The following is a 24034-nucleotide window of genomic DNA, read 5'->3' as shown; positions in this document are numbered from 1 at the left end:
AACGGGAACGAGAAATCGTCTGTAACAGGCTGGGGCGGATTGGCAAGCCCTCTCTGCCCCACCCCATGTGGTGGTTGCGTGACTGTGGCAAGACTACATCTTGTGGCCGGACCCCATGCGGCGGCAGGATGCATGCCCAGGGGATGAGTTGGTTCGGGGGGTAGATCGGTGTTCGACGCAGTGCAGCTTGAGGGCCATGGCCAGGTCCGCATCGACCGTTCGCGCGACGCGTTGCTGACCGATTTCGGCAAGGCGACGCTCGACGACCGCTACCTGCTGCCGGGCGAATCGTATCAGGACCTCTTCGCCCGGGTGGCATCGGCCTACGGTGACGATGCGACCCACGCCCAGAGAATCTACGATTACATTTCCCGGCTCTGGTTCATGCCGGCAACCCCGGTGCTGTCCAACGGCGGCACGACGCGCGGCCTGCCGATCTCCTGCTTCCTGAACGAGGCCTCCGACAGCCTCGACGGCATCGTCGGCCTGTGGAACGAGAATGTCTGGCTGGCGGCCAAGGGCGGCGGCATCGGATCCTACTGGGGCAACCTGCGCGGCATCGGCGAGAAGGTCGGCAGGAACGGCAAGACTTCCGGCGTCATTCCCTTCATCCGGGTGATGGACAGCCTGACGCTGGCGATCTCCCAGGGCTCGCTGCGGCGCGGCTCGGCCGCGTGCTACCTGCCGGTGCACCATCCGGAGATCGAGGAATTCCTCGAAATGCGCCGCCCGACCGGCGGCGACCCGAACCGCAAGGCGCTCAACCTGCACCACGGCATCCTGATCCCGGATGCCTTCATGCGCGCGGTCGAGGCCGACGAGGACTGGGCGCTGGTCTCCCCCAAGGACGGGGCGCTGGTGAAGAAGGTCTCGGCGCGCAGCCTGTGGATCCGCATCCTCACGGCGCGGATCGAGACCGGCGAGCCGTACCTGATCTTCTCCGACCACGTGCACCGCGCGCAGCCGGCGCACCACAAACTCGCGGGGCTGGAGGTGAAGACCTCCAACCTCTGCTCCGAGATCACGCTGCCGACCGGCATCGACCAGCACGGCATGGAGCGGACGGCGGTGTGCTGCCTGTCCTCGCTCAACTGCGAGACCTGGTTCGAGTGGAAGGACAATCCGCTCTTCATCACCGACGTGATGCGCTTCCTCGACAACGTGCTGCAGTCCTTCATCGACACCGCGCCCGATTCGATGGCGCGGGCGAAGTACAGCGCGATGCGGGAGCGTTCCGTCGGGCTCGGCGTGATGGGCTTCCACTCCTTCCTGCAGAAGATGAACGTGCCCTTCGAGTCCGTCGTCGCGAAGGTGTGGAACAAGAAGATGTTCAAGCACGTCCGCGAGCAGGCGGATGCGGCTTCGCGCCTGCTGGCCGAGGAGCGGGGGCCGTGCCCCGATGCCGCCGAATACGGCATCATGGAGCGCTTCTCCCACAAGATCGCCATCGCGCCGACGGCGTCGATCTCGATCATCTGCGGCGGCGCCTCGCCCGGCATCGAGCCGATCGCGGCGAACGTCTACAACCACAAGACGCTGTCGGGGTCGTTCATCGTGCGCAACCCGTACCTGCAGAAGGTGCTGGCGAAGCACGGGCGCGACGATGAGGAGACCTGGACCTCGGTCACCGTGACCAAGGGCTCGGTACAGCACCTCGACTTCCTGACCGAGCAGGAGAAGGCGGTGTTCAAGACCGCCTTCGAACTCGATCAGCGCTGGGTGATCGAGCACGCGGCGGACCGCACGCCCTTCATCTGCCAGTCGCAGTCGGTCAACGTGTTCCTGCCCGCGAACGTGCACAAGCGCGACCTGCACCAGATCCACATGAGCGCGTGGAAGAAGGGCGTGAAGTCGCTCTACTACTGCCGTTCGCTGTCGATCCAGCGCGCCGACACGATCAGCGAGAAGGTGGTCGGACAGGGCGACATCATGGCGGCGCACGTGCCGAGCGGGCCGGAGGCGGTGCTGCCGCTGGCCGCCGCGGCGCCGCCCGCGGCGAATTCCAACAACTACGAGGAATGCCTGGCCTGCCAGTGAGGCGTGCCGGAAGGGGGTGAAGGCCGGAGGGGCCTTGCCCCTCCGGACCACCCCACCAAAGGCCGAAAGGCCTTTGGAAGCCGGTACTTGGCACCGGGCACCGCGGCTTGTCGGATCGACGCAGCGCGCGCCGTGCGCAAGTGCCGCTCCGGGCATTGCTCCTGACGGCGGCGCACGGCGCCAAATGATGGTTCCCAAAGGTCTGTCGGCCCTTGGTGAGTGGGGGCCGGGAAGGGCAGGGCCCTCCCCATCGACGTCCATCGCCGACTCCCGCTAGCCTTCGCTCGCGCGCGGCCGGTCGAGCCGCAGCAAGGGGAGGAAAAGCATGATCACACGGCGGAGCTTCGCGCTCGCGGCGGCGGGCGTGGCGGTGGCGGGCACCGCACGCGCCCAGGGCACCTGGCCCGAAAAGCCCGTGCGCCTCATCATCGGCTATCCCGCCGGCGGCCCCACCGACTTTGGCGGCCGCCTGTTGCAGGATCCGCTGTCGCGCCTGTGGGGCCAGCCCATCGTCATCGAGAATCGCGCGGGCGCGAGCCAGATCATCGCCACCGAAGCTGTCGCCCGGTCCCCCGCCGATGGCTACACGCTGTTCCTCGCTGCCAGCACGCATGCGAGCAATGCCGCGGTCTATGCGCGGCTGCCCTACGACACGCTCGCCGACTTCACGCCGATCGTGAACCTCTATGCGTCGCCGACGGTGCTCTTCGTCGGGCGCAACTCGCCCTATCGAACCGCACAGGACCTGGTGGCGGCGGCGAAGCGGGAACCGGGCGGGCTCGCCTTCGCGTCCTCGGGCAACGGGTCCTCCGGGCATTTCGCGCTGGAGATGTTCCGCCGCAAGGTCGGCATCGAGGTGACGCATGTCGCCTTCCGCGGCGCGGCCCCGGCCTTGCAGGAGGTGGTCGCTGGGCGCGTGCCGGCAACCTTCAGCACGCTGTCCGGCGCGATCGGGCTGGCGCGCGATGGCGGGCTGCGCCCGCTCGCGATCGGCGGCCCGCGTCGTGTCGAGGTGCTGCATGGCGTGCCGACGCTCGATGAACTCGGCATGGGCATCCCGGACACCAGCCCGTGGTATGGCTTCATCGGCCCCAAGGGGTTGCCGCGGCCGATCGTCGACCGCGTCGCCAACGACGTGCTCGGCCTGCTGCGCGACCCGGCCATTGCGCGGCGCATCGTCGATGTCGGCGGCATCATCCTGGCCGAAGGCCCGGAAGCCTTCGACCGGCGCATCCGCAGCGAGATCGCCGAGAATGCCGAGATCGCGCGCGAGGCCGGCATCCGCGTGGAGTAGGCAGGCCGGCCCCGCGCGGGATTGACCGCGCGGGACCGCTCTGGGACCGTTCCTCCGTCCACAAGGCGATGCCGCACGCACGGCGCGCCACGGTCTGGAGGAAGCAGCATGTCCATCCGTTCCAGCGCCTTCGCGCTGTTCGTCGCGCTCGGCCTCGTGCCCGCGGCGGCATCCGCCCAGCAGGTCTCGGACGACATCGTCCGCGTCGGCGTGCTGACCGACATGACCGGGCCCTATGCCGATTTCGCCGGGCCGGGCTCGGTCGTCGCCGCGCGCATGGCGGTGGAGGACCATGGCGGCCGCGCGCTCGGCCGGACGGTCGAGGTGATCTTCGCCGACCACCAGAACAAGCCCGATGTGGGCGGTGCGACGGCAAGGCGCTGGATCGACACCGAACGCGTGGACATGATCATCGACATGCCGAACTCGGCCGTCGCGCTGGCGGTGCAGCAGATCGGGCGGGAACGCAACCGCGTCATCATCAACACCTCTGCCGCCTCGACCGAACTGACCGGGCGGCAGTGCTCCCCCGTCGGCTTCCACTGGGTGTCGGACAGCTACGCGCTCTCCTCCGGCACCACGCGGGCGGTGATGGAGCAGGGCGGGCGGTCCTGGTTCTTCCTCACCGTGGACTACGAGGGCGGCTACGCGCTCGAGCGTGCCTCGGAGGCGGCGGTGCGCGCGGCGAACGGCACGGTGGCCGGGCGGGTGCGGCATCCGCTCAACGCGCCGGACTTCTCATCCTTCCTGCTGCAGGCGCAGGCGTCCCGCGCGCAGGTGGTGGCGTTGTCCAACGCCGGCACGGACACCATCAACGCCATCAAGCAGGCCGGCGAGTTCGGGCTGACGCGGCGCGGCCAGCGCCTCGTCGGCATGTTCGTCAACATCACCGACATCCGCGCCCTCGGCCTCGCGACGGCGCAGGGCGTGGTGGCGACCGAGGCCTGGTACTGGGACCAGAGCGACGACACCCGCGCCTTCGCCCGCCGCTTCGCCGAACGCCATCGCGGCGCGATGCCGACGCAGTACCAGGCCGGCGTCTATTCCGCGGTGCGGCATTACCTGCGCGCGATCGAAGCCGCCGGCACCGATGACGGCCCTACGGTCGCGCGCAAGATGCGCGAGCTGCCGGTGAACGACGTCTTCGCCCGCAACGGCCGCGTGCGGGAGGATGGTCGCCACGTGCACGACATGTATCTGGTCGAGGCAAAGAGCCCGGAGGACTCGCGCGGCGAGTGGGACCTCTACCGGGTGATCGCCACCATCCCGGCGGAGCAGGCCTTCCGCCCGCTCGCCGAGGGCGGCTGCCCGCTGGTGAGCCCGTGAGCGCGAATGTCCTGACGGTCGGCTTCGTCGGCCTGGGCGCGATGGGCGGGCCGATGGTCGAGCGGCTGCTCGCCGCCGGCCATCGCCTGCTGGTGCATGACGTGAACGCGGCGGCGGTGGCGCAGGCCGTCGCCCTCGGGGCCACGGCGATGCCGTCCCCGTCGGCGGTGGCCGATGCGGCGCCGGTGGTCTTCGTCAGCCTGCCGACGCCGGATGTGGTCCGGCAGGTGGCGCTCGGCGCCGGCGGGCTGGCCGAAGGCGCGGCGATGCGGATCTACGCCGACCTGTCCACCACCGGCGCCCGCGTCGCGCAGGAGGTGGCGGCAGGGCTGGCGGCGAACGGCGTCGCGGTGCTCGACGCACCGGTCTCCGGCGGCGCGGCGGGGGCGAAGGCCGGGACGCTCTCCGTCATGGCCTCCGGCGACCGCGCGGCCTTCGAGACCGTGCGCTCCCTGCTGGAGACCATCGGCCGCAACACCATCCATGTCGGCGACGGGGTGGGGCAGGGGCAGACGCTCAAGCTGGTGAACAACCTGATCGCCGCGACGGTCTGGGCGGCGACCGCCGAGGCGATGGTGATGGGCGCCAAGGCCGGCCTCGACCCGGCGGTCATGCATGCGGTGGTGGCGAAAAGCAGCGGCCGGTCCTTCTCGACCGAGGTCTTCATGCCGAAGGCGGTGCTGGAACGAAGCTTCGACTTCGGCTTCCGGCTGGAGCTGATGCGCAAGGATGTCCGCCTGGCGCTGGCCGAGGCAGAGGCGCTCGGCACCACCATGCTGACCTGCACGACGGCGAAGCAGCTCTACGACCACGCGATGGCGCATGGCGGGGAGGGGCAGGACGTCACCGCCCTGATCCGGCTGCTGGAAAGCTGGGGCGGGGCGGAGGTGGCCGCGAAGCCGGCCGGATAGGTCGGCGCCACCGGCGGCTCGGCGGCGACGCGCGAGTCGCCGCCGAAACCCATGCACCACCAAGTCTTGTGGCTGAAATTTACCGCCTCTACCAGTCATGGTAGAAGCGGCCATCGCGACAGAAGGGGCGGGGCATCATGGCCGACGGAAGCACGACCGACGAAATGCCGGTGAGGTTCGACCTTCTCACCTCCAACCCGGTCTACAAGCCCTTCCGCTATCCCTGGGCCTATGACGCCTGGCTGACCCAGCAGCGTGTCCACTGGCTGCCCGAAGAAGTCCCGATGGCGGACGACGTCAAGGACTGGCAGAAGAACCTGACCGAGGCCGAGCGGAACCTGCTGACACAGATCTTCCGCTTCTTCACCCAGGCCGATGTCGAGGTGAACAACTGCTACATGAAGCACTACTCCCAGGTGTTCAAGCCGACGGAAGTGCTGATGATGCTGTCCGCCTTCTCGAACATCGAGACGATCCATATCGCGGCCTATTCCCATCTCCTCGACACCATCGGGATGCCGGAGATCGAGTACACGGCCTTCCTCAAATACAAGGAGATGAAGGACAAGTACGACTACATGCAGACCTTCTCGATCGATTCGAAGGTCGAGATCGCCAAGACCCTCGCGGCCTTCGGCGCCTTCACCGAAGGCCTGCAGCTCTTCGCTTCCTTCGCGATCCTGATGAACTTCCCGCGCTTCAACAAGATGAAGGGCATGGGGCAGATCGTCTCCTGGTCGGTGCGCGACGAGACGCTGCACTGCCTGTCCGTCATCCGGCTGTTCCGCACCTTCGTGCAGGAGAACCCGGAGATCTGGACCGAGGAGCTGCGGCGCGACCTCTATCTGATCTGCGCGACCATCGTCGACCACGAGGACGCCTTCATCGACCTCGCCTTCGAGCTCGGCGGCGTGCAGGGCCTCGATGCGAAGCAGACCAAGGAGTACATCCGCTTCATCGCCGATCGCCGGTTGCAACAGCTCGGCCTCGAGCCGCTCTACAACATCGAGAAGAACCCGCTGCCCTGGCTCGACGAGATGCTGAACGCGGTCGAGCACACCAACTTCTTCGAGAACCGTGCGACGGAGTACTCCAAGGCCAGCACGGCCGGCACCTGGGAGGAGGCCTTCGCGGATTCCGTCTTCTCCTCGCCGCAGCCCGAAGGCGCGATCGAGGGCGTGCGGCACTGAAGCGGCCGCGCGCGCGGCATTCCCCGCCGCGCGCGACACCGTGAGGGGCAGGGCGCCCTTGCGCGCCCCGCACCCCGGGGCCTATCTCCGGCGCATCATGATCCGCGCCGTCCGCATCATCTCCGTCCTTCTCGTGCTGCTGCTCGGCGGCGTCTGGGCCATGGCCTGGTTCGGCCGGGCGCCTGGGGAGTCGGTCGCCGACGCCTTCCTCCGCCGCATCGCCACCATCACCGGCATGGAGATGCCGGCGCCGTCCGCCGGCGGCATCCAGCTCGCTCAGGGGGTGGCGCTCGGCGGGCCCTTCACGCTGGTCGACCACACCGGCCGCACCGTCACCGAGCGCGATTTCGCCGGCCGCGTGCTGCTGGTCTATTTCGGCTACACCTATTGCCCCGATGTCTGCCCGACAGAGCTCGGCACGGTCGCCGCCGCGCTCGACGCCATGGGCCCGGCGGGCGAGCGCGTCACGCCGGTCTTCGTCACCATCGACCCGGAGCGCGACACCCAGGCGGGCATGGCCGACTACGTGTCGCGCTTCCATCCGCGCATGATCGGGCTGACGGGCACCGCCGAGCAGATCGCCCAGGCGGCGCGAGCCTATCGAGTCTTCTATGCCAAGGTGCAGCCGCGCGACACGACCGAGTATCTGATGGACCATTCCTCCTTCATCTACCTGGTCGGGCCTGACGGACGGGTGCGCAGCCTGTTCCGCCCGGAGACGACGCCGGAGGCGATGGCGGCCGCCGTCGCGGCCCAGCTTCGCGCTTTGTGACACACGGGGTTCCGCAACCCATGCCCGGCTTGTATGGTCCACCGCGCCGGAGTCGTGGCCTCGTGAGCAGATGGGTCGCGCACAGCGGCGGAGGGGCTGAATGACTGAGGACGATCAGGAAGGCGGGTCCACGCCGGAGTCCGGCCGTGGCGCCGCGCCCGCGCCGCGCCATACGCGGCGCCTTTCGGACAAGATCCTGATCGCGTTCCACCATGCCTGCGACCAGGCGGATTTCGAGGTGGCGGAGGAATTGCTCCGCATCCTCGAGATGATGCTGACGCGCCGCCCCGCCTCGCCGGACACCAACCGTCGCAAGAACCTCGAAAGCCTCGTGGCGGCGCATGAGCGGCTGTGGCTGCTGCGCCACCCCGAGGTGAAGGACCAGTAGCGGCGAGCCAGGGCATGCGCTGCGACGCCCGTCCCGGTTTCGCTCACCCGATGGCATGACGGGGGCCAGCTTTCTTCGAACCCTCCTCGCCAGGGCGAGAACGACCTTGGAACTTGCCGATTCGAGTCACCGCGGGTGCAGGGGACCATAGTCCCCTGTTGGGGGAGCCCGAGGAGGCAAGGCCCCCCTCGATCCGCGCCGCTACGCCGCCTCGAGCCCGGCCGCGTGGCGCAGCACCGCCTCCGCCGCCGGCGTGAAGCCCCCGTCCGATTCGTGCAACGCCAGCGCCGGCAGCAGCCGCGCCGGCCCGCGCCCGCCCTTCCTGCCGCGCAGCAGCACCCGCTTCGCCGGCAGGCCGGCCCGCGGCGCGACCGGCAGCAGCACCAGCGAGCCGCAGCCGGCCGCCCGCAATGCCGCGGCGCCGGCATCGAAGCGCGCGGCCGGCAGCACCAGGCTCGCCGTGCCGCCCTGCCGCAGCGGCACAACCAGGAATCGCGCCCAGTCTTCGAGGCGGGCGCCGCCCTCATGCGTGGCGGCGCGGCGCACCGCGCCGGGCGGCGGCGTACCGCCCGGCCAATAGGGCGGATTGGCGAAGGCGTGGTCGCAGCGCGGCAGGGCGCGCACCAGGCCCTCATCCGCAACATCGCCGTCGGTCACCTCCGCCGCGACGCCGCTTGCCGCGGCGTTATCGCGTGCCAGCGCGGCCATGGCCGGTTCCCGCTCGACCGCCACGATGGCGAGCCCCGGCACGCGGGCGGCGAGGCAGAGGAAGACCGCGCCGCTGCCGCAGCCGGCCTCCAGCACGCGCTGGCCCGGCCGGGCCGGCACGAAGGCGGCGAGCAGCAGTGCATCCAGCCCGGCACGGAACCCCTTGACCGGCTGGCGCAGCCGCACGCGGCCGCCGAGCAGCAGGTCCTCGGTCATGCCGGTCACGTGGTCGCCTCGCCGGCTTCCGCGAGCACGGCGCGGGCGCGCGGTTCATCCTCCGTCGCCACGGCCAGCCGGCGCGGGAAGGCGCCGATGCCGCCTTCCACCGCGCTGATATGCGCGTCGAGCACGAAGGTCTCGATCCCGGCATCGGCGAGCAGCGCGCGCAGGAAGGACAGCCTGACCGGGTCCGTGGTATTGGCGACGACGCGCATTCCGCTTGCGAATCCCTTGTTTTTCCGGCGCTTGCCGCCCCGGCAGTCGCTGACTATGGTGCGCGCCGCATCAGGAGAAGAGCAAGGGTGAGCGCTTCCGCCACGCCGCTTGTCGCCCCGCCGGCGCCGCGCGGGGAAGACGCGCTGACCACGCTGACGAAGCTCGTGCGCGACGATCTCGAGGCCTGCAACCGCCTCATCGTCGACAACATGCAGAGCGACGTGGCGCTGATCCCGCAACTCGCCGCGCATATCGTCGCCGCCGGCGGCAAGCGTCTGCGGCCGCTGCTGACGCTCGCCGCCGCGCGCATGTGCGGATACCGCGGCGACCGGCATGTCGGCCTGGCCGCCTGCGTCGAGTTCATCCACACCGCCACGCTGCTGCACGACGACGTGGTGGACGAAAGCGCGCTGCGCCGCGGCCAGGCCTCCGCCAATGCGCTGTGGGGCAACAAGCCTTCGGTGCTGGTCGGGGACTTCCTGTTCTCGCGCGCCTTCCAGCTCATGGTGGCGGACGGCAACCTCGAAGTGCTGCGCATCCTTTCGGCCGCATCCGTGACGATCGCGGAGGGCGAGGTGCTGCAGCTCATCACCCAGAACGACACCACGACGACCGAGGAACAGCATCTCAAAGTCATCGAGGGCAAGACCGCGGCGCTGTTCGCGGCGGCGACGGAAGTGGGCGCCGTGGTGGCCGACCAGCCGGCGCCGCTGCAGGCCGCGCTGCGCGATTTCGGCATGGCGCTCGGCATCGCCTTCCAGCTCGTGGACGATGCGCTGGACTACAACGCGGACCAGGAAGCGCTCGGCAAGACTGTCGGCGACGATTTCCGCGAGGGTAAGATCACCCTGCCCGTGCTGCTCGCCTTCGCGCGCGGGGACGAGGCGGAACGCGCCTTCTGGCGCCGCACGGTCGAGGACCGCGAGCAGCGGGACAGCGACCTCGCCGAGGCGCTGAGGCTGATGCGCCTGCATGGGGCGCTGGACGACACCCTCGCGCGGGCGCGCGTCTATGGCGACCAGGCGCTGGCGGCGCTGGCGCCGTTCGGCGACAGCGCGGAGAAGCAGGCGCTGGCGGCGGTGGTGGATTTCGTGATCGAGCGGGCGCGGTAGCGCATCCCCGGGAGAGGCGCCGTCCATGCGCGCGAACCTATGGCGCTGTTGATCGGAGAGGGGCGCTGCCCCTCTCCGAGCCTCACCCCGCCAGGGTGCGGTGCACCCTGGACCGGCCGGTACCTGGTGCCGGGCAGAGGCTGACGCACCGGAACGAGGAAGCGCGCCGCGGGCGCGACGCCCGGGAGGAATCCCGGGCTCCGGGCGCGGCGCGTCCTTCGACCCCGCGGAATGCCTGCCTTGCCCAGCGCCAAGTGATACGAGCGGCACGAGTTCTTGTCTCGTGCCGAGGCCGCGACCGCGGCCCGCCGGTGGTGCGGCGAAGCCAAGCCGACCGGATGTTTGCGCCCGGCGACTGAGGGCACCAATAGCCGGATGCCAACGGTCGCGAATAGCGGCCGCTGGCATGATGGTTTCCAAGGGCCTTCATGCCTTTGGCGGGTGGGGTTCCGGGGAGGGCAGGGCTCTCCCCGGCAGCGCCGCGCAGGCCGTCGCCGCCAGCAGCATCGCCGCCACCCACCACGCCTGCCACGCGCCGAAGGACAGCATCGCCGTCACCCCTGCCGAGGCCAGCGCCCCCGCAGCCGCCGGCGGGCAGGGCGCGCGTGCCGCGGCCATGCCGAGCAGCCAGGCCAGCGCCGCGGCGATCAGCGCGCCGATGCCGCCGAGTTCCAGCCAGATCTGCAGCGCGCCGTTGTGGGGATGGAGCGGCAGGATCTGGATATGCGGTTCCGCGAACCACCGCAGCAAAGCGGGGTCGGTCACGCGCATGCGGGCCAGGGTCTCTGCGGGCGGGTTGTCGCGCCCGCCGGGGATGGTGCGGCTGGCTTCCATGCCCCAGCCGAGCACCGGCCGTTGGGCGATGCGCGCTGCGGTGAAGTCCCAGATCAGCATGCGGTGCAGGGCGGAACCGGGCAGCCGCTCGACCGGCAGGGAGGGGATGGCCGAGACCAGCAGCGGCATGACCAGGATGGTGGCGGCCAGGCCCGCGCCCAGCAACCGCGGCACCAGGCACGGCGCCAGCGCGGTCGCGCCCGCGACGGCGAGGCCGAGCACGGCGGCGATCTTGGCGGTGTCGCCGGGCAGCGCCACCAGCACCGCCGCACCGGCCAGCAACAGCAGCGCGCGGGGCAGGACGGGCCAGGGCAGGGCGATGGCGAGCGGCAACAGCAGCGCCATGACGGAGGCTGCCGGCTTCAGCCCGAAGACGAGGGTCGCCGGCACCTCGCGCAAGCCGCGCACCCCGGCGCGGATGGCGTGGCCGGTCAGCGCGTCCACTGTCGCCGCCGCCAGGCCGAGGATGAGGCCGATGGCCAGCATCAGCACCAGCCGCTGCCGGGTAGGCTCGTCGCTGTCCTGAACGGAAGTGGCGGCCCCGGCTGCGAGCAGCGCCATGCCGGCGAGCGAAAGGCCGGAGCCCAGCGCGCGTCCGGGCTCGATCGCCCAGATCGCCGTCACCGCCGCCCACAGGCCGAGCGCGATGCCGGCCATGGCCACCGGGCCGCGCGGCCAGGGCAGCGTGCGCGTGGTGCGGACATGCGCGATGACCGCGACGGCCAGCGCCACCAGCCCGATCGGCGCCATCGCCTTGGATTGCAGCACCACGGCCAGCGGCGCGACAGCGAGCGCCGCGGCGATCGGGAAGGCGGGGGCGGTCGGGGACACGGTGGCGGGGGGTGCCCCGGCGCGCCCGGCGCCGGGGCGTTCGGCGGTCAGACCGCCGCGATGCTCTCGCGGCGCAGCTCGACGGCGAGCGCGTCCAGCGCGCGGCCGACGCGGTCCAGCATCTCGGTCACCTCGTCCTTGGTGATCACGAGCGGCGGGGAGAAGCCCATGCTGTCGTTGATCATGGCGCGCAGGATGACGCCGTGTTCCTCGCCCAGCTTGCACAGCCGCGCGCCGGCCTTCTTCGCCGGGTCGATGGGCTTGCGCGCCGCCTTGTCCGAGCTCAGCTCGATCGCGCCGATCAGGCCGACGCCGCGGACCTCGCCGACCAGCGGATGGTCGGTGAAGCGGCGGCGGAGTTCGGCCTGCATATGCGCGCCGACCTCGGCCGCATGCGCGACGATGTTGCTCTCGTCGTAGATCTTCAGCGTCTCGATCGCGACGGCGGCCGCGACCGGGTGGCCGGAATAGGTGAAGCCATGGCCCCAGGTGCCGACGGCGGAAGACCCTTCCGCGATGCCCTGGAAGACGGTCTCGTTCACCATCACCGCCGAGATCGGCAGGTAGGACGACGACAGCGCCTTGGCGCAGACCAGGATGTCCGGCTTGATGTTGAAGGTCTGGCAGCCCCAGTAGTTGCCGGTGCGACCGAAGCCGCAGATCACCTCGTCGGCGACGAAGAGCATGTCGTACTTCTTCAGCACGGCCTGCACCTTCTCGAAATAGGTCGCCGGCGGCACGATCACGCCGCCCGCGCCCATCACCGGCTCGGCCCAGAAGGCCGCGCATTCCTCGGCACCGCCCTCGGCGATGATGCGCGCTTCCAGTTCTTCGGCGAGGCGCGTCGCGAAGGCTTCCTCGGTCTCGCCCGGCTTGGCCTCGTGGTAGAAGTGCGGCGTGCCGACATGGACGAAGCGGCCGCCGGCGATCGGCGCGTCGAACAGCTTGTGGTTGGCCGGCAGGCCGGTCAGCGAGGCGGCGGCCAGCGTGATGCCGTGATACGCCTTCAGCCGCGCGAAGACCTTCTTCTTCTTCGGCCGGCCGAGCGCATTGTTCATGTACCAGATCATCTTGAGGGCCGAGTCATTGGCCTCGGATCCGGAGTTGCCGAAGAACACCTTGCTCATCGGCGCGGGGGCGCGCTCGATCAGCATCTCGGCCAGGTCGATCATCGGCTCGTGCGACTTCGCCGTGAACGAGTGATAGAAGGGCAGCTTGCGCATCTGGTCGGTCGCGGCCTTGACCAGGCGTTCGTTGTCGAAGCCGAGGGAGGCGCACCACAGCCCGGCCAGCGCCTCGATGTATTCCTTGCCCTGCTCGTCGAAGATGCGCACGCCCTTGCCGCGGGTGATGACCAGCGGGCCGTTCTGCAGATGCGCCTTGGCATCGGTGTAGGGGTGCAGCACGTTCGCGATGTCGCGAGCGGCGTTGGAATTGCGCGGCGGTGTCATGTCTGTCGGAGCCTTCCTCGGCGGGCGAGGGCGGCACTCTAGGCCCGGATGCCGCGCCACCCAAGGGGGCGCGGTTGCGGTGCAGCCATGCCCGCGCCACCTTTTCGCGCGAAGGAGCCTCCATGACCGAACTCAAGCCGCATGCCGCCCATTGGGGCAGCTTCGACGCCGTCGTGCGGGACGGCCGCGTGGTGGGCGTGCGCCCCTTCGAGCGCGATCCCTTCCCCGGCAGCCTGATCGAGGCGGTGCCCGACATCGTCCATGCGCCGTGCCGTGTGGACCGGCCCCATGTGCGCAAGGGCTGGCTGGAGGGAAAGCGGAAGGGGCATCTGCGCGGCGGCGATCCCTTCGTCCCCGTCTCCTGGGACCGCGCGGTGCGGCTGGTGGCGGAGGAAACCCGGCGCGTGCGGGCCGAGCACGGACCGACCGCGATCTTCGGCGGGTCCTATGGCTGGTCCTCGGCGGGGCGCTTCCACCATGCGCGTTCGCAGTTGCAGCGATTCCTCGGCCTCGGCGGCGGCTACACCGGGCAGATCAACGCCTATTCCTACGCGGCGGCGCAGGCGCTGTTGCCGCACATCCTCGGCACCAACGAGGTGCTGCTCGGCCGCAACACGGACTGGGCGGCGATCACCCGCCATTCGAAGGTGATGCTCTGCCTCGGCGGGCTGCCGCTGCGCAACGGCTTCGTCACCTCGGGCGGCGCCGGGCAGCATTCCAACGAGATGAACCTGCATGCCGCCGCCGAGGCCGGGCTGCGCTTCATCCAGGTCTCGCCCAACCGCGGCGACGTGCCGGAATGGTGCAACGCGGAATGGATCCCGATCCGGCCGGGCACGGACACGGCGCTGCTGCTCGCCATGGCGCACACGATCGTGGCCGCGGGGCGGGAGGATCGCGACTACCTCGCCACCCGCTGTGTCGGCTGGGACAGGCTGCGTGCCTATGTGACGGGCGAGAGCGACGGCGTCGCCAAGACGCCGGAATGGGCGGAACCCATCACCACCATCCCCGCCGCCGCCATCCGTCGCATCGCGATGGAACTGGCCGACCAGCCGGCGATGCTGACCGCCACCTGGTCGCTGCAACGTGCCGACTATGGCGAACAGCCCTACTGGATGCTTGCCGCGCTCGCCGCGATCCTCGGCAGGATCGGCAAGCCGGGGCAGGGCGTCGGCTACGGCTATGGCAGCGTGAACGGCATGGGCCATCCGCGGCGGGAGATCCCGTCCTTCTCCATGCCGGCGACGCGCAACCCGACGGCGCTCTTCATCCCCGTCGCACGCGTGACAGACATGCTGGAGAACCCCGGCGGCGGCTACGACTTCAACGGCCGGGAACAGCGCTACCCCGATACGCGCATCATCTGGTGGGCGGGCGGCAATCCCTTCCATCACCACCAGGACCTCAACCGCATGCTGCGCGCCTGGGCCAATGCCGAGACGATCATCGCGCAGGAGCAGCACTGGAACGCGCTCGCCCGCCACGCGGACATCGTGCTGCCGGCGACCACCACGCTCGAACGCAACGACATCGCGAGCAGCGGCCGCGACCGCTTCCTGCGTGCCATGCACAAGGCGATCGACCCGGTCGGCCAGGCGCGCAACGACCACGACATGCTGGCCGACATCGCCGAGGAACTCGGCTTCCGCGACCGCTTCACCGAGCAGCGCAACGAGGAAGCCTGGCTGCGCCACCTGTTCGACCTGTGGCGGCGCAACTGCGCGCGCATCGGCGTCGAGACGCCCGATTTCGACAGCTTCTGGGCCAAGGGCTGGTGGGAGGCCGAGGCCCCCGCGCGCGGCGAGGAATACACCGAGTTCGCCGACTTCGCCGTGGACCCCGAGGAACACCCGCTCGACACGCCCTCGGGCAAGGTGGAGCTGTTCAGCGAGACCATCGCCTCCTTCCGCTACGACGACGCGCCGGGCCATCCGGTGTGGATCGAACCGCGCGAATGGCTGGGTGCGGAGGCGGCGGCGCGCTTCCCGCTGCACCTGCTCTCCTACCAGCCGGCGACGCGCCTGCATGGGCAGCTCGATCCCGGCCGCGTCGCCGCGACGAACAAGATCGCGGGCCGCGAGCCGATCACCCTGAACCCGCAGGACGCCGCCGAGCGCGGCCTGCAGCCGGGCGACATCGTGCGGGTGTTCAACGACCGCGGCGCCTGCCTCGGCGGGCTGCGCACCGACCCCGGGCTGATGCGCGGCGTCGCCATGATGGCGACCGGCGCCTGGTTCGACCCGCTGGAACCCGGCGTGCCCGGCAGCCTCTGCGTGCACGGCAATCCGAACGTGCTGACGCCGGATGTCGGCACCTCGCGCCTCGGCCAGGGTCCGTCCGCGCAATCCTGCCTGGTGCAGGTGGAGAAGTGGACCGAGGCCCTGCCGCCGGTGCGCGTGCACCTGCCGCCGGCGATCGAGGACGCCGCCGCATGATCCCTCGCCGCGCCCTGCTGGCGGCACCCGCGCTTCTCGCCTCGCCGGCACTCGCCCAGGCGCTCGCCATCCGACAGGACGACGTCGTGGCGCCCGGCTGGCGCCGCGGCGTGCTGATCCGCTGGGGCGACCGCGTCGCCTTCGATGCCCCGCCCTGGACACCCGCGCAGCCGAGCGTGGAAGCGGCCTCGGCGCAGTTCGGCTGGGATGCGCGCGTGCTGGCGGTCCTCCCCTCGCCGTCGCCGGACGGCGTGCCGCGTGCATTGCTGGCGGTCGGACACGCGACCGTGGATGCCGCGCTCGCCTTCCCGGGCGGGCGCGACCACCCGGAGGTCGCCGGCGCCATGCAGGGGGCGAGCCTGCTCAACCTCGAGAAGCGCGGAGCGGAGTGGACGGTGGTGGATGGCGGCTACCAGAATCGCCGCCTGACCGCCGCGACGCTGTGCCGCCTCGGCGCCGATGGCGGGCCGGTCACCGGCATCGCCGGGGTGACCGGCGGCTGCGCGACGCCCTGGGGCAGCCTGCTGCTGGCCGAGGGCGCCGCGGCGGAATGGCGGGGGCGCCTGCCCTCGCTCGACGCCGGCTCGATCGGGCTGGTCACCGAGGTCGATCCTTCCGACCCCGTCTCGGTGCCGGTGAAGCGGGCGGCGCTCGGCCGCTTCGGGGCGGTGGACGCCGCCGCGACCCTCGCCGCCGATGGCCGCGCCGTGGTGTGGCTGACGGATGGGCGGCCAGGCGGTTTCCTCTACCGCTTCGTCTCCGACGACACCGCCGGCGCGCGGGCGCTCGATGCCGGGCGGATGGCGGCGGCGCGGATGGAGGGGGGTTCGCTGCGCTGGATGCCGCTGGGCGAAGGCGACCCCTTGGCCGCCGCGCGGGCGGCGGGGGCGACACCGCTCGACCGCCCGAGGGGCCTGGCCTTCGATGCGCAGCGGCAGCGGCTCTGCGTGGCGGTGAACGGCGGCGCCGGCCACGTGCTGGAGATCCGCGCCGCCGCCGGCGACGCCGCCGCGGAAACCGGCGTCGCGGCGGTCCTGATCCAGGGGCGCGAGGCTCCGCCCACGGGCGACGCCGGGCGGCATGCGACGGTCGCCGCCTGGCCCTGGGCGCCTGCCGCGCTCGGCTTCGACCGCGATGGCGCGCTGCTGCTTGGCACCGATCGCGGCACGCGGCCGGGCACGCTGCCGGAGGCTCTCTACCGCGTGGCGGTCGATGGCGGCGATCGCGGGCGGCCGGAACTGGTGATCGGCGCTCCGGTGGGCGCGGCGCTCGGCGGGGCAGCGGCGGCGGCGGACGGCGCGCTGCTGGCCGCCATCGCCCATCCCGGCCAGGGGCCCGGCGCGCGGTGGGATGCGCCGGCCACGCGCTGGCCGAACATGCGGCCCGATGAGCCGCCCCGCAGCACCATCGTGGTCCTGGCGCGCTGACCGCGGCTCTCGCAGCCTTTCGCCAACGCCAACGCCAACGCCAACGCCACCGTCACCGCCACCGCTACGGGCCGCCGGCGGATGCGTTGCAGGCGGACGTACGAAGGGGGCCTCGCGGCCCCCTTCGCATGGTCAGGTGGCGCGTGCGCGGGTCACGGGGTCTCGGTCGTCCGCGGCGCCCGGCGGGAGGTCGAAGCGTGCTGCGTGCCGCGCCGCCGGCGCGAGGCGGAGGCCTCGCCGCGCGTGCGACGCGCCGAGGAGGCATCGCTGCGGTGGCGGCGCTGGCGCTGCGCCTCGGTGCGGCGGCTGCGGCGGGTCGAGGAGGCGCGCGGTGCCTCGGTGCCGGCGGCCGCCGCTTCGGTCGGATTCGTGCGCGCCCGGCTGCGTGCGGCATCGGCGGGGCTGAGCGCGCCAAGGGCGAGGATCAGCCCGGCTGCAAGAAGGAAGGCGCGGAACATGGCGAGGTCAATCCTTTCGGCCGTCGTGACCAGGGAAGCGTGGTCGGCACGGTCGGGGGGAGCCGCTGCCTGGACCCTTACCTACACTTTCCATCCTGTCGCAGCATTGGCCGGGAAATGACTGATCTGCCATGTTTCCTTTGGTCGCACCCTGATCGGGTGACCTTGCCTGATCGGGATATGCTCTAGGTGCGCAGGGCCAGCCGCGCCAGACGCACCGCCTTGAGCGCCTTGCCCGGATGCCCCTCGGCCAATTCCTTCGCGGCGGTGCGCAGATGCGCCGCCAGCCACTCGACATGGCGCGGATGCGGGGCGCCGCGCACCGCGTCGAGGCTGATGCGCGTGGCGGCCAGGCCGAGCGCCGTGCCTGCCGCCAGTGCGCGGCCCTCGCGCAGGTCCTCCTCGACTTCCCCCAGCAGCGCGTCGAGCAGGCCATGGGAGCCGTCGACCGCCTTGGTGAGCGGGGTGGCCGGGTCCGTCAGCAACGCGTCGGCGCCGGGCGCTGCATGGCCGGCGGCGGGCAGGCTGATGTTCGAGAGCAGGTCCATCATGGATTGGGTCAGGGGTCTGTGCGGCATGGTGTGACTGCTCTCCGTTCTCCTGCGGCCGGGGACGTCGATACCGGCTCGGCTTCGCCTTCATAGCATCGGGACAGATGGGGGCGCGTGCCTTGATACGGAACAAGTCTCCGGTCCCCAAGGCGAGGCCGTCTGCCGGATTATCCGCCGCCGCCTCGGCCGCGCATGCCGTCGGCCACGAGGGTGCAACCGCCGACCGTGGCCATGATGGCGAGCCCCGGCCAGACCGCCGCCCATGGGGCGCTGAACACCAGTTCCTGCGCATTCGCCAGCATGTTGCCCCAGGAGGGTGCCGGTGGGCTGATGCCGAGGCCGAGGAAGGAGAGGGTGCTCTCGGCCAGGATCGCCCCGGCGACGGCGAGCGCGGTGGCGACCGCGACCGGCGGCAGCAGGGCGGGCAGGACATGGCGCCACAGGATGCGCGCTTCGGTCGCCCCGAGCGCGCGGGCGGCGCGGACATGGTCGCGGGAGAGGGTGGCGAGCGCCGCCGCCCGCGCCAGCCGCGCCACGCCGATCCAGCCGAAGAGCGCGAGGATGACGACGATCCGCAGCACATCCCCCGCCGGTTCGCCGCGTGCCGGCAGCCCGATGCGCGACGGATCGGCGGCGGCGAGCAGCACCAGCAGCGGCAGGGCGGGCAGGGCCAGCATGAAGTCCGCGAGGCGCATCACCAGCGCATCCGCCAGGCCGCCGCGCCAGGCGGCGAGCAGCCCGGCCAGGGTGCCGATGACGGTCGCGGCAAGCGCGGCGGCGAGCCCGACCGCGAGCGAGACCCGCGCGCCGTAGAGCAGCCGCAGAAGGATGTCCCGCCCGAGATCGTCGGTGCCGAGCGGATGCGCCGCCGAGGGCGGTTCGAAGCGTGCGAGCAGGTCCGGCGCGAAGGGATCATGGCCGAGCCAGCCTGCGACGAACGTCGCGGCGACGGCGGCGAGCGCCAGCGCGACGAGCAGCGCGAGGCCGAGCGCGAGGCGCGTCATCGCTCGCGCAGTCGTGGGTCGAGCGCGCGCTGGGCGAGATCGGCGCCGAGCGTCGCCAGCATCGTCACCAGCGCCACCAGCAGCAGCGCGATCAGCGCGAGGTTGGTGTCGTTGCCCATCACCGCGTCGTAGAGCAGCTTGCCCATCCCCGGCCGGGCGAAGACGGTTTCCGTGACCAGCGCGCCGCCGGCCAGCGCGCCGGCATCGAGTGCGGCGATCTGCAGCACCGGCAAGGCGGCATTGGGGAAGGCGTGGCGCCACAGCACCACGCGTTCCGGCGCGCCGCGGGCGCGGGCGGTGCGGATCCAGGGTTCGGTGAGCGTCGCTTCCAGGCTCGCGGCGGAGTGGCGCGCATAGGCGGCGAGATGCGCGATGGCGAGCGTCGCGACCGGCAGGATCAGGAAATGCAGGCCGAGCCCGTGCTCCGCGCTGCCGCCCGCCGGCAGCCAACCGAGCGTCACCGCGAAGGCGATGATCAGCAGGATGCCGAGCCAGAAGGTCGGCATGGCCTGGCCCATGACGGCGATCGCATCGACGAAGGGCGCCGCGCGCGGCCGCGACGCGGCGAGCGCGCCGAGCGCCACGCCGAGGATCAGCGCGATCAGCAACGCGGTGCCCGCGAGCGCGAGGGTGGAACGCAGCGCGGGGGCGAGAAGCGCGGCCACGGGCTGCGCGAAAAGGCGGGAATAACCGAACTCCCCGCGCAGCAGGCCCGACGCCCAGGCGAGGTAGCGCTCGTGGAAGGGACGATCCAGCCCATGCAGCGCGCGCAGGCGCGCGGCGTCCTCGCTGGTCAGGCGCGGGTCGCCGGCGATGGCGACCTCGATCGGGTCGCCAGGCATCAGCGCGATGAGGGCGAAGGCGCAGAAGGAGAGGATCGCGAGGGTGAGCGCGATCTGGAGGAGGCGGCTGAGAAACATCTGCCTCATTGAGCACGATCACGGGAGGGGCTGTGCCCCTCCCGGACCCTCCCCACCAAAGGCCGAAAGGCCTTTGGAAACCGGAACGAGGAGCGGCCGGGAGGTGGCGTCACGGCTGCTCTTCGGTGACTAGCGGGAGCAGGAAGCCAGCGATCAGCGTGGCCACGGACACTTGCAGCACGATGCCGGGGACGACGACGCGCCCGAAACGCGCAACCTGCCCTCTCCAATACTGGGCACGCTCCGGACCGTGTTGCTCTGGCCGGATCTGCGGACCGCCGCGGGTCAACCGCATTGGTGTCGTGGTCCCGACGACGAATTCGAGGAACGGGACAGAGCGATCGGTGCGCCGCCAGACGTGCCGCGTCACATCCAGGCTCCACGCCACACAAGAAATCACATTGGCGACGAACCAGGAATGAGCGGTCATCGCAGTGCGTCATCCTTCGTCAGCGCATCCGCTTCGGGGGCTCGATGACACACCGCCTCCACGCGATTGCCGTCCGGGTCCAGCAGAAAGGCCGCATAGTAGTGCGCGTGATAGTGCGCCCGCAGCCCCGGCGCCCCGTCATCCGTGCCGCCATGCGCCAGCCCCGTCGCATGGAACGCATCCACCGCGGCGCGATCCGGCGCGCGGAAGCACCAGTGGCGGCGATCCGCATGCACAGGCGCGCCCGCGGCCCGGATGGACAGGTAGGCATGGCCGTCATCGCCCGCGCGGTTCCGCACGCCGTATCCGATCGCGACGTCGGACCGGTTCACGCAGGGCACGCGCAGCGCCGCCATCACCGCATCGTAGAAGCGCGCCGCACGCGGCAGGTCGCTCACGGTGATGGAGACGTGGTCCAGCATCAGCGCACCCGCCACTCCTCCGCCCAGAGCGTGGACGCGTTGAGATGCCCGGTCGGCCGCACGCCATCGAGCCATTGCGGCCAGACATGCGCATCGGCGCGGAACCAGAGCGGGATCGCCGGCAGTTCCTCGGCATAGATCGCCTGCAACCGGCGCCACATCTCGCGGCGGCGCTCGCGGTCCAGTTCCTCGGGGATGGTGTGGGTCAGCACGTCCATCTCCGCATTGCGGAAGCCACCGTAGTTCTGGCCCGACCAGTTGCGCGCCTCGACCGGGATCTCGTCGGAATGCAGCGCGGAGCGCGGCACGCTCTCCGGCGCGCTGATCCAGGCGAACAGCGCCAGGCCCTGGAAGCGGCGGCGCGACAGCGTCTCGGCGAAGAGCACGCGCGGCGGCTCGTTGCGGATGCGCGCCTCGATGCCGGCGGCGCGCCACATGCCCTGCAGCACCTGCTGCACCGCCTCCCGCCCGCGATTGCCGGCGGTGGTCATGAATTCGATCGACAGGCGCTCGCCGGCGGCATTGCGTCGGACGCCGTCGGGGCCGGGTGTCCAGCCGGCCTCCTCCAGCAGCGCGCGCGCACGGACGAGGTCGAAGGGCCAACGCTGCACGTCCGGGTCATGCATCGGGTCGAGCGGATTGACGCTGCTATGCGCGACCGGCTGGCGCCCGGCGAAGAGGCGCTCGGTGATCTGCGCGCGGTCGGTGGCGAGCAGCAGCGCCTGGCGCACGCGACGATCCGACAGCGCCGGATGGTCGTGGCGCACGTCCATGTGCTCGTAGATCAGGCCGGGCTGGTAGGTGATGCGGAAGCGGGTGCCGGTGCGGCGTTCGAGCGCGATGGCCTGTTCGATCGGCAGGCCGAGCTCGCCCGCGATCATGTCCACCTGGCCGGCGAGAAGCTGCGCTTCCAGTGCCGGCGTGTTCTCGACCGTGCGGATGGTGACGCGGCGGAAATGCGGGGCCGCGCCCGCCCAGGCCGGGTTGCGTTCCAGCGTCACCGAGGCGCCCGGCTGCACCGCGGCGATGCGATACGGCCCGTTCCACAACGCGGGGTTGGTGGTCTCGGTGTCGTAGGCGGTGCGGGTGCGGTAGCTGCGCGGGTCGGCCTGCCAGCGCGCGCGCTCGACATGCGCGGGCAGGGGCTGGAAATCGCCGGCCGAGGCGTATTCGAAGGTGACGCGGTCGAAGCGGATGGTGACGGTGCGCGGGTCCTCGACGATCAGCTCATAGGCGCTGCGGTAGTATTCGGCGGGGCCGAAGCCGGTCGCCTGATCGCGGCCCGCCTCCCAGGCGAAGCGGAGGTCTTCCGCCGTGACCGGCGTGCCGTCGCCCCAGCGCAGGCCCTCGCGCAGGCGGTAGGTGACGCGGATGCCGGGCTTGCCCTCCGGCGTCGTCTCGCGTTCAGCGAGGCCGTTCTCGATCGAGGGAAGGGTCTCACAGCTCAGGCAGGTCAGGCGCCAATCGGCGCCATAGGCCGTCAGCGGGCGGCGCGCGAAGCCCAGCACGTAGGACTTCGCGGCCATGTTCTCGATGTTGGGGTGGAAGGTCGAAGGATATTGCGTGATGCCGATGGTGAGCGTGTCGCGCGGCTGGGCCTGCGCGCTACTGAGCGTCGTGACGGCGACCATCAGAGTGGTTGCGAGCGTCCGATTGCGCGTCATGCCGTTGCTGCCGCGTGTTGCAGAAGGACACTCATATCGCGTCTGACCAAGGCAAAGGCCAGAATTTTGGCGCCAACGGTTTCGTTGATCGACAACGCCTGAGAGAGCATTGCTCTCGCAGCATCGTCGTCAACAAAAATGCCCGCCCCCGAATTGTCGAAGGCCAAGATCCAGCGTTGCGCGTTTGGCGGCGCATTGCGCCAACACCTCAGATGGGACTTGCGACGAATGGCATCGCGTATGTCCTGCAACCAGCATTGCTCCGGTGCGTTGCTGACCCGTCCATCAAACTTGGCATGCTGACCGGTATCGGAGCGGCGCGCGCCAATGGTCACAGGAGCGCGCTCGTCTCGTTCAGCGTCTTCGTCCAGGACGCATTGGTACTCATGGGCGCCCGCGTCAGTGTGTTCGATGGCGATCGGGCTGTGTACGACAGTGGGGCGAAGCAAGAAGTCAGGTGCTTGCTGGCGAACGAGTTCGGCGGGAAAGAGGCTGGGCGTCTGGCACTGGAGATGCGCGAGCAGGTTGAGGATACAGAAGCGTTCCCTATGCCAGTTCTCGCGACCGCGTCCACGTGGGGGTACGGTGCGGTCGAAGTCTAAGACCTCGTCTCTACCCTTGCGGGTACTCTCGACGCGGTAGGTGGCGCAGGAGGACAGCATCCACTCACGTTCGAACGGACGCGATGTCCTCCCGCTCGCATTCACTCCGCCGCGTCCTTCGGCTTCGCCTCCTCCGCGCTGCCGATCCCGCCATGCGCCTTCGACCAGGTCACGGGGTCTTCCAGGAACTTCCGCACCTCCTTCAGCGCGGCCTCGCTGAAATAGGGCCGTTCCCGGCAGACCTCGAGCACATCCCACCAGGTGCAGAGGTGGTGGAGGTTCAGCCCCATGTCCTTCAGCTTCTCGAAGGAGCCGGGGAAGACGCCGTAGTAGAACACCACGAAGGTGTGGTCGCAGATCGCGCCCGCCTCGCGCAGCGCATTGGCGAAGCGGATCTTGGAGCCGCCATCGGTGGTCAGGTCCTCGACCAGCAGGGTGCGCTGGCCGATCGGCACCTCGCCCTCGATCAGCGCGTTGCGCCCGAAGCCCTTCGGCTTCTTCCGCACATAGGCCATGGGCGCCATCATCCTGTCGGCGATCCAGGCGCCGAAGGGGATGCCGGCCGTCTCGCCGCCCACCACGATGTCGATCGATTCATAGCCGACATGCCGGCCGATCTTCTCGACGCCCAGTTCCATGATGCGGTTGCGCGCCCGGGGGAAGGAGATGATCTTGCGGCAGTCGATATAGACGGGGCTCTTCCAGCCGCTCGTGAAGGTGTAGGGCTCCTCGGGGCGGAAGTTGACGGCCTTGATCTCGAGCAGGATGCGCGCGGTGGTCAGGGCGGCGTCGCGGTCCCAGTCGGAGGCGTGCAGCGCGGTCATGGTGG

The 24034-nt window shown here is 70.7% G+C and carries 23 protein-coding genes; 10 read left to right on the top strand and 13 right to left on the bottom strand.

Features of this window, described 5'->3' with window-relative positions; all coding sequences use genetic code 11:
• Positions 1–168: 168 nt before the first annotated feature.
• The 7 genes from GXW74_RS12840 to GXW74_RS12810 all read left to right on the top strand — a co-directional run bounded on the left by GXW74_RS12840 (position 169) and on the right by GXW74_RS12810 (position 7918).
• Complete coding sequence (locus GXW74_RS12840) at positions 169–2037, top strand: ribonucleoside-diphosphate reductase subunit alpha (protein ID WP_211846909.1); 1869 nt, start codon at positions 169–171, stop codon at positions 2035–2037.
• Between the two features lie 325 nt (positions 2038–2362).
• Positions 2363–3331: a Bug family tripartite tricarboxylate transporter substrate binding protein gene (locus tag GXW74_RS12835; RefSeq protein WP_211846908.1), complete on the top strand. Its 969-nt coding sequence runs from the start codon at positions 2363–2365 to the stop codon at positions 3329–3331.
• Between the two features lie 108 nt (positions 3332–3439).
• Positions 3440–4657 carry an ABC transporter substrate-binding protein gene (locus GXW74_RS12830; RefSeq protein ID WP_211846907.1) on the top strand — a complete coding sequence of 406 codons (1218 nt, stop codon included), beginning with the start codon at positions 3440–3442 and terminating at the stop codon, positions 4655–4657.
• Entirely contained in the window at positions 4654–5568 is a 915-nt protein-coding gene (locus GXW74_RS12825) for an NAD(P)-dependent oxidoreductase (RefSeq protein ID WP_211846906.1), read from the top strand. Before GXW74_RS12830 ends, GXW74_RS12825 begins: the two co-directional genes overlap by 4 nt.
• Before the next feature lie 137 nt (positions 5569–5705).
• On the top strand, positions 5706–6758 hold the full coding sequence (locus GXW74_RS12820; protein ID WP_211846905.1) for a ribonucleotide-diphosphate reductase subunit beta: 1053 nt from the start codon (positions 5706–5708) through the stop codon (positions 6756–6758).
• 97 nt (positions 6759–6855) lie between these two features.
• Complete coding sequence (locus GXW74_RS12815; RefSeq protein ID WP_211846904.1) at positions 6856–7530, top strand: SCO family protein; 675 nt, start codon at positions 6856–6858, stop codon at positions 7528–7530.
• A 100-nt stretch (positions 7531–7630) separates the two neighbouring features.
• On the top strand, positions 7631–7918 hold the full coding sequence (locus GXW74_RS12810; RefSeq protein ID WP_211846903.1) for a hypothetical protein: 288 nt from the start codon (positions 7631–7633) through the stop codon (positions 7916–7918).
• Positions 7919–8119: 201 nt separating this feature from the next.
• On the opposite strand, the gene GXW74_RS12805 is transcribed toward GXW74_RS12810, so the two are convergent.
• Positions 8120–8842, bottom strand: a complete 723-nt coding sequence (locus tag GXW74_RS12805; RefSeq protein WP_211846990.1) for a tRNA1(Val) (adenine(37)-N6)-methyltransferase — start codon at positions 8840–8842, stop codon at positions 8120–8122.
• A 5-nt stretch (positions 8843–8847) separates the two neighbouring features.
• Positions 8848–9060 (bottom strand): putative signal transducing protein, encoded by a 213-nt coding sequence (locus GXW74_RS12800; protein WP_211846902.1) that lies wholly within the window; start codon positions 9058–9060, stop codon positions 8848–8850.
• An 87-nt stretch (positions 9061–9147) separates the two neighbouring features.
• On the opposite strand from GXW74_RS12800, the gene GXW74_RS12795 reads away from it, so the two are divergent.
• Entirely contained in the window at positions 9148–10173 is a 1026-nt protein-coding gene (locus GXW74_RS12795) for a polyprenyl synthetase family protein (protein WP_408903870.1), read from the top strand.
• 426 nt (positions 10174–10599) lie between these two features.
• Here GXW74_RS12795 and GXW74_RS12790 read toward each other — a convergent pair whose 3' ends face one another.
• Together GXW74_RS12790 and GXW74_RS12785 are read right to left on the bottom strand one after the other, a co-directional pair.
• On the bottom strand, positions 10600–11838 hold the full coding sequence (locus GXW74_RS12790) for a hypothetical protein (protein ID WP_211846900.1): 1239 nt from the start codon (positions 11836–11838) through the stop codon (positions 10600–10602).
• A gap of 47 nt (positions 11839–11885) precedes the next feature.
• Complete coding sequence (locus GXW74_RS12785; protein WP_211846899.1) at positions 11886–13289, bottom strand: aspartate aminotransferase family protein; 1404 nt, start codon at positions 13287–13289, stop codon at positions 11886–11888.
• Positions 13290–13411: 122 nt separating this feature from the next.
• Between GXW74_RS12785 and GXW74_RS12780 the strand changes: the two genes are divergently transcribed.
• Together GXW74_RS12780 and GXW74_RS12775 are read left to right on the top strand one after the other, a co-directional pair.
• The gene (locus GXW74_RS12780) at positions 13412–15727 is read left to right on the top strand and encodes a molybdopterin-dependent oxidoreductase (RefSeq protein ID WP_211846898.1); all 2316 of its coding nucleotides are present in this window, start codon (positions 13412–13414) and stop codon (positions 15725–15727) included.
• Positions 15724–17154, top strand: coding sequence for an alkaline phosphatase PhoX (locus tag GXW74_RS12775; RefSeq protein WP_211846897.1), 1431 nt, complete (start codon positions 15724–15726; stop codon positions 17152–17154). Before GXW74_RS12780 ends, GXW74_RS12775 begins: the two co-directional genes overlap by 4 nt.
• Before the next feature lie 152 nt (positions 17155–17306).
• Here GXW74_RS12775 and GXW74_RS12770 read toward each other — a convergent pair whose 3' ends face one another.
• From GXW74_RS12770 to GXW74_RS12730, 9 genes are all read right to left on the bottom strand, one after another.
• Positions 17307–17612, bottom strand: a complete 306-nt coding sequence (locus GXW74_RS12770) for a hypothetical protein (protein ID WP_211846896.1) — start codon at positions 17610–17612, stop codon at positions 17307–17309.
• A gap of 185 nt (positions 17613–17797) precedes the next feature.
• Positions 17798–18190 carry a hypothetical protein gene (locus GXW74_RS12765; protein ID WP_211846895.1) on the bottom strand — a complete coding sequence of 131 codons (393 nt, stop codon included), beginning with the start codon at positions 18188–18190 and terminating at the stop codon, positions 17798–17800.
• 140 nt (positions 18191–18330) lie between these two features.
• Positions 18331–19167: an ABC transporter permease gene (locus GXW74_RS12760; protein ID WP_211846894.1), complete on the bottom strand. Its 837-nt coding sequence runs from the start codon at positions 19165–19167 to the stop codon at positions 18331–18333.
• Positions 19164–20087, bottom strand: coding sequence for an ABC transporter permease (locus GXW74_RS12755; RefSeq protein ID WP_338148223.1), 924 nt, complete (start codon positions 20085–20087; stop codon positions 19164–19166). Before GXW74_RS12755 ends, GXW74_RS12760 begins: the two co-directional genes overlap by 4 nt.
• A 109-nt stretch (positions 20088–20196) precedes the next feature.
• Complete coding sequence (locus GXW74_RS12750; protein WP_211846892.1) at positions 20197–20517, bottom strand: hypothetical protein; 321 nt, start codon at positions 20515–20517, stop codon at positions 20197–20199.
• The gene (locus tag GXW74_RS12745; protein ID WP_211846891.1) at positions 20514–20939 is read right to left on the bottom strand and encodes a VOC family protein; all 426 of its coding nucleotides are present in this window, start codon (positions 20937–20939) and stop codon (positions 20514–20516) included. The genes GXW74_RS12750 and GXW74_RS12745 overlap by 4 nt, the downstream gene beginning before the upstream one ends.
• Complete coding sequence (locus tag GXW74_RS12740) at positions 20939–22603, bottom strand: peptide ABC transporter substrate-binding protein (RefSeq protein WP_246523284.1); 1665 nt, start codon at positions 22601–22603, stop codon at positions 20939–20941. The genes GXW74_RS12745 and GXW74_RS12740 overlap by 1 nt, the downstream gene beginning before the upstream one ends.
• Positions 22600–23265 carry a hypothetical protein gene (locus tag GXW74_RS12735; protein WP_211846890.1) on the bottom strand — a complete coding sequence of 222 codons (666 nt, stop codon included), beginning with the start codon at positions 23263–23265 and terminating at the stop codon, positions 22600–22602. The genes GXW74_RS12740 and GXW74_RS12735 overlap by 4 nt, the downstream gene beginning before the upstream one ends.
• A 41-nt stretch (positions 23266–23306) precedes the next feature.
• Complete coding sequence (locus tag GXW74_RS12730) at positions 23307–24029, bottom strand: orotate phosphoribosyltransferase (protein ID WP_211846889.1); 723 nt, start codon at positions 24027–24029, stop codon at positions 23307–23309.
• Between the last annotated feature and the right edge of the window lie 5 nt (positions 24030–24034).

This window comes from Neoroseomonas eburnea (assembly GCF_018129005.1).
GTDB lineage: Bacteria > Pseudomonadota > Alphaproteobacteria > Acetobacterales > Acetobacteraceae > Neoroseomonas > Neoroseomonas eburnea.
Note: the sequence above shows the minus strand (reverse complement) of the source record. Positions and strands in the feature narration are given on the sequence as shown.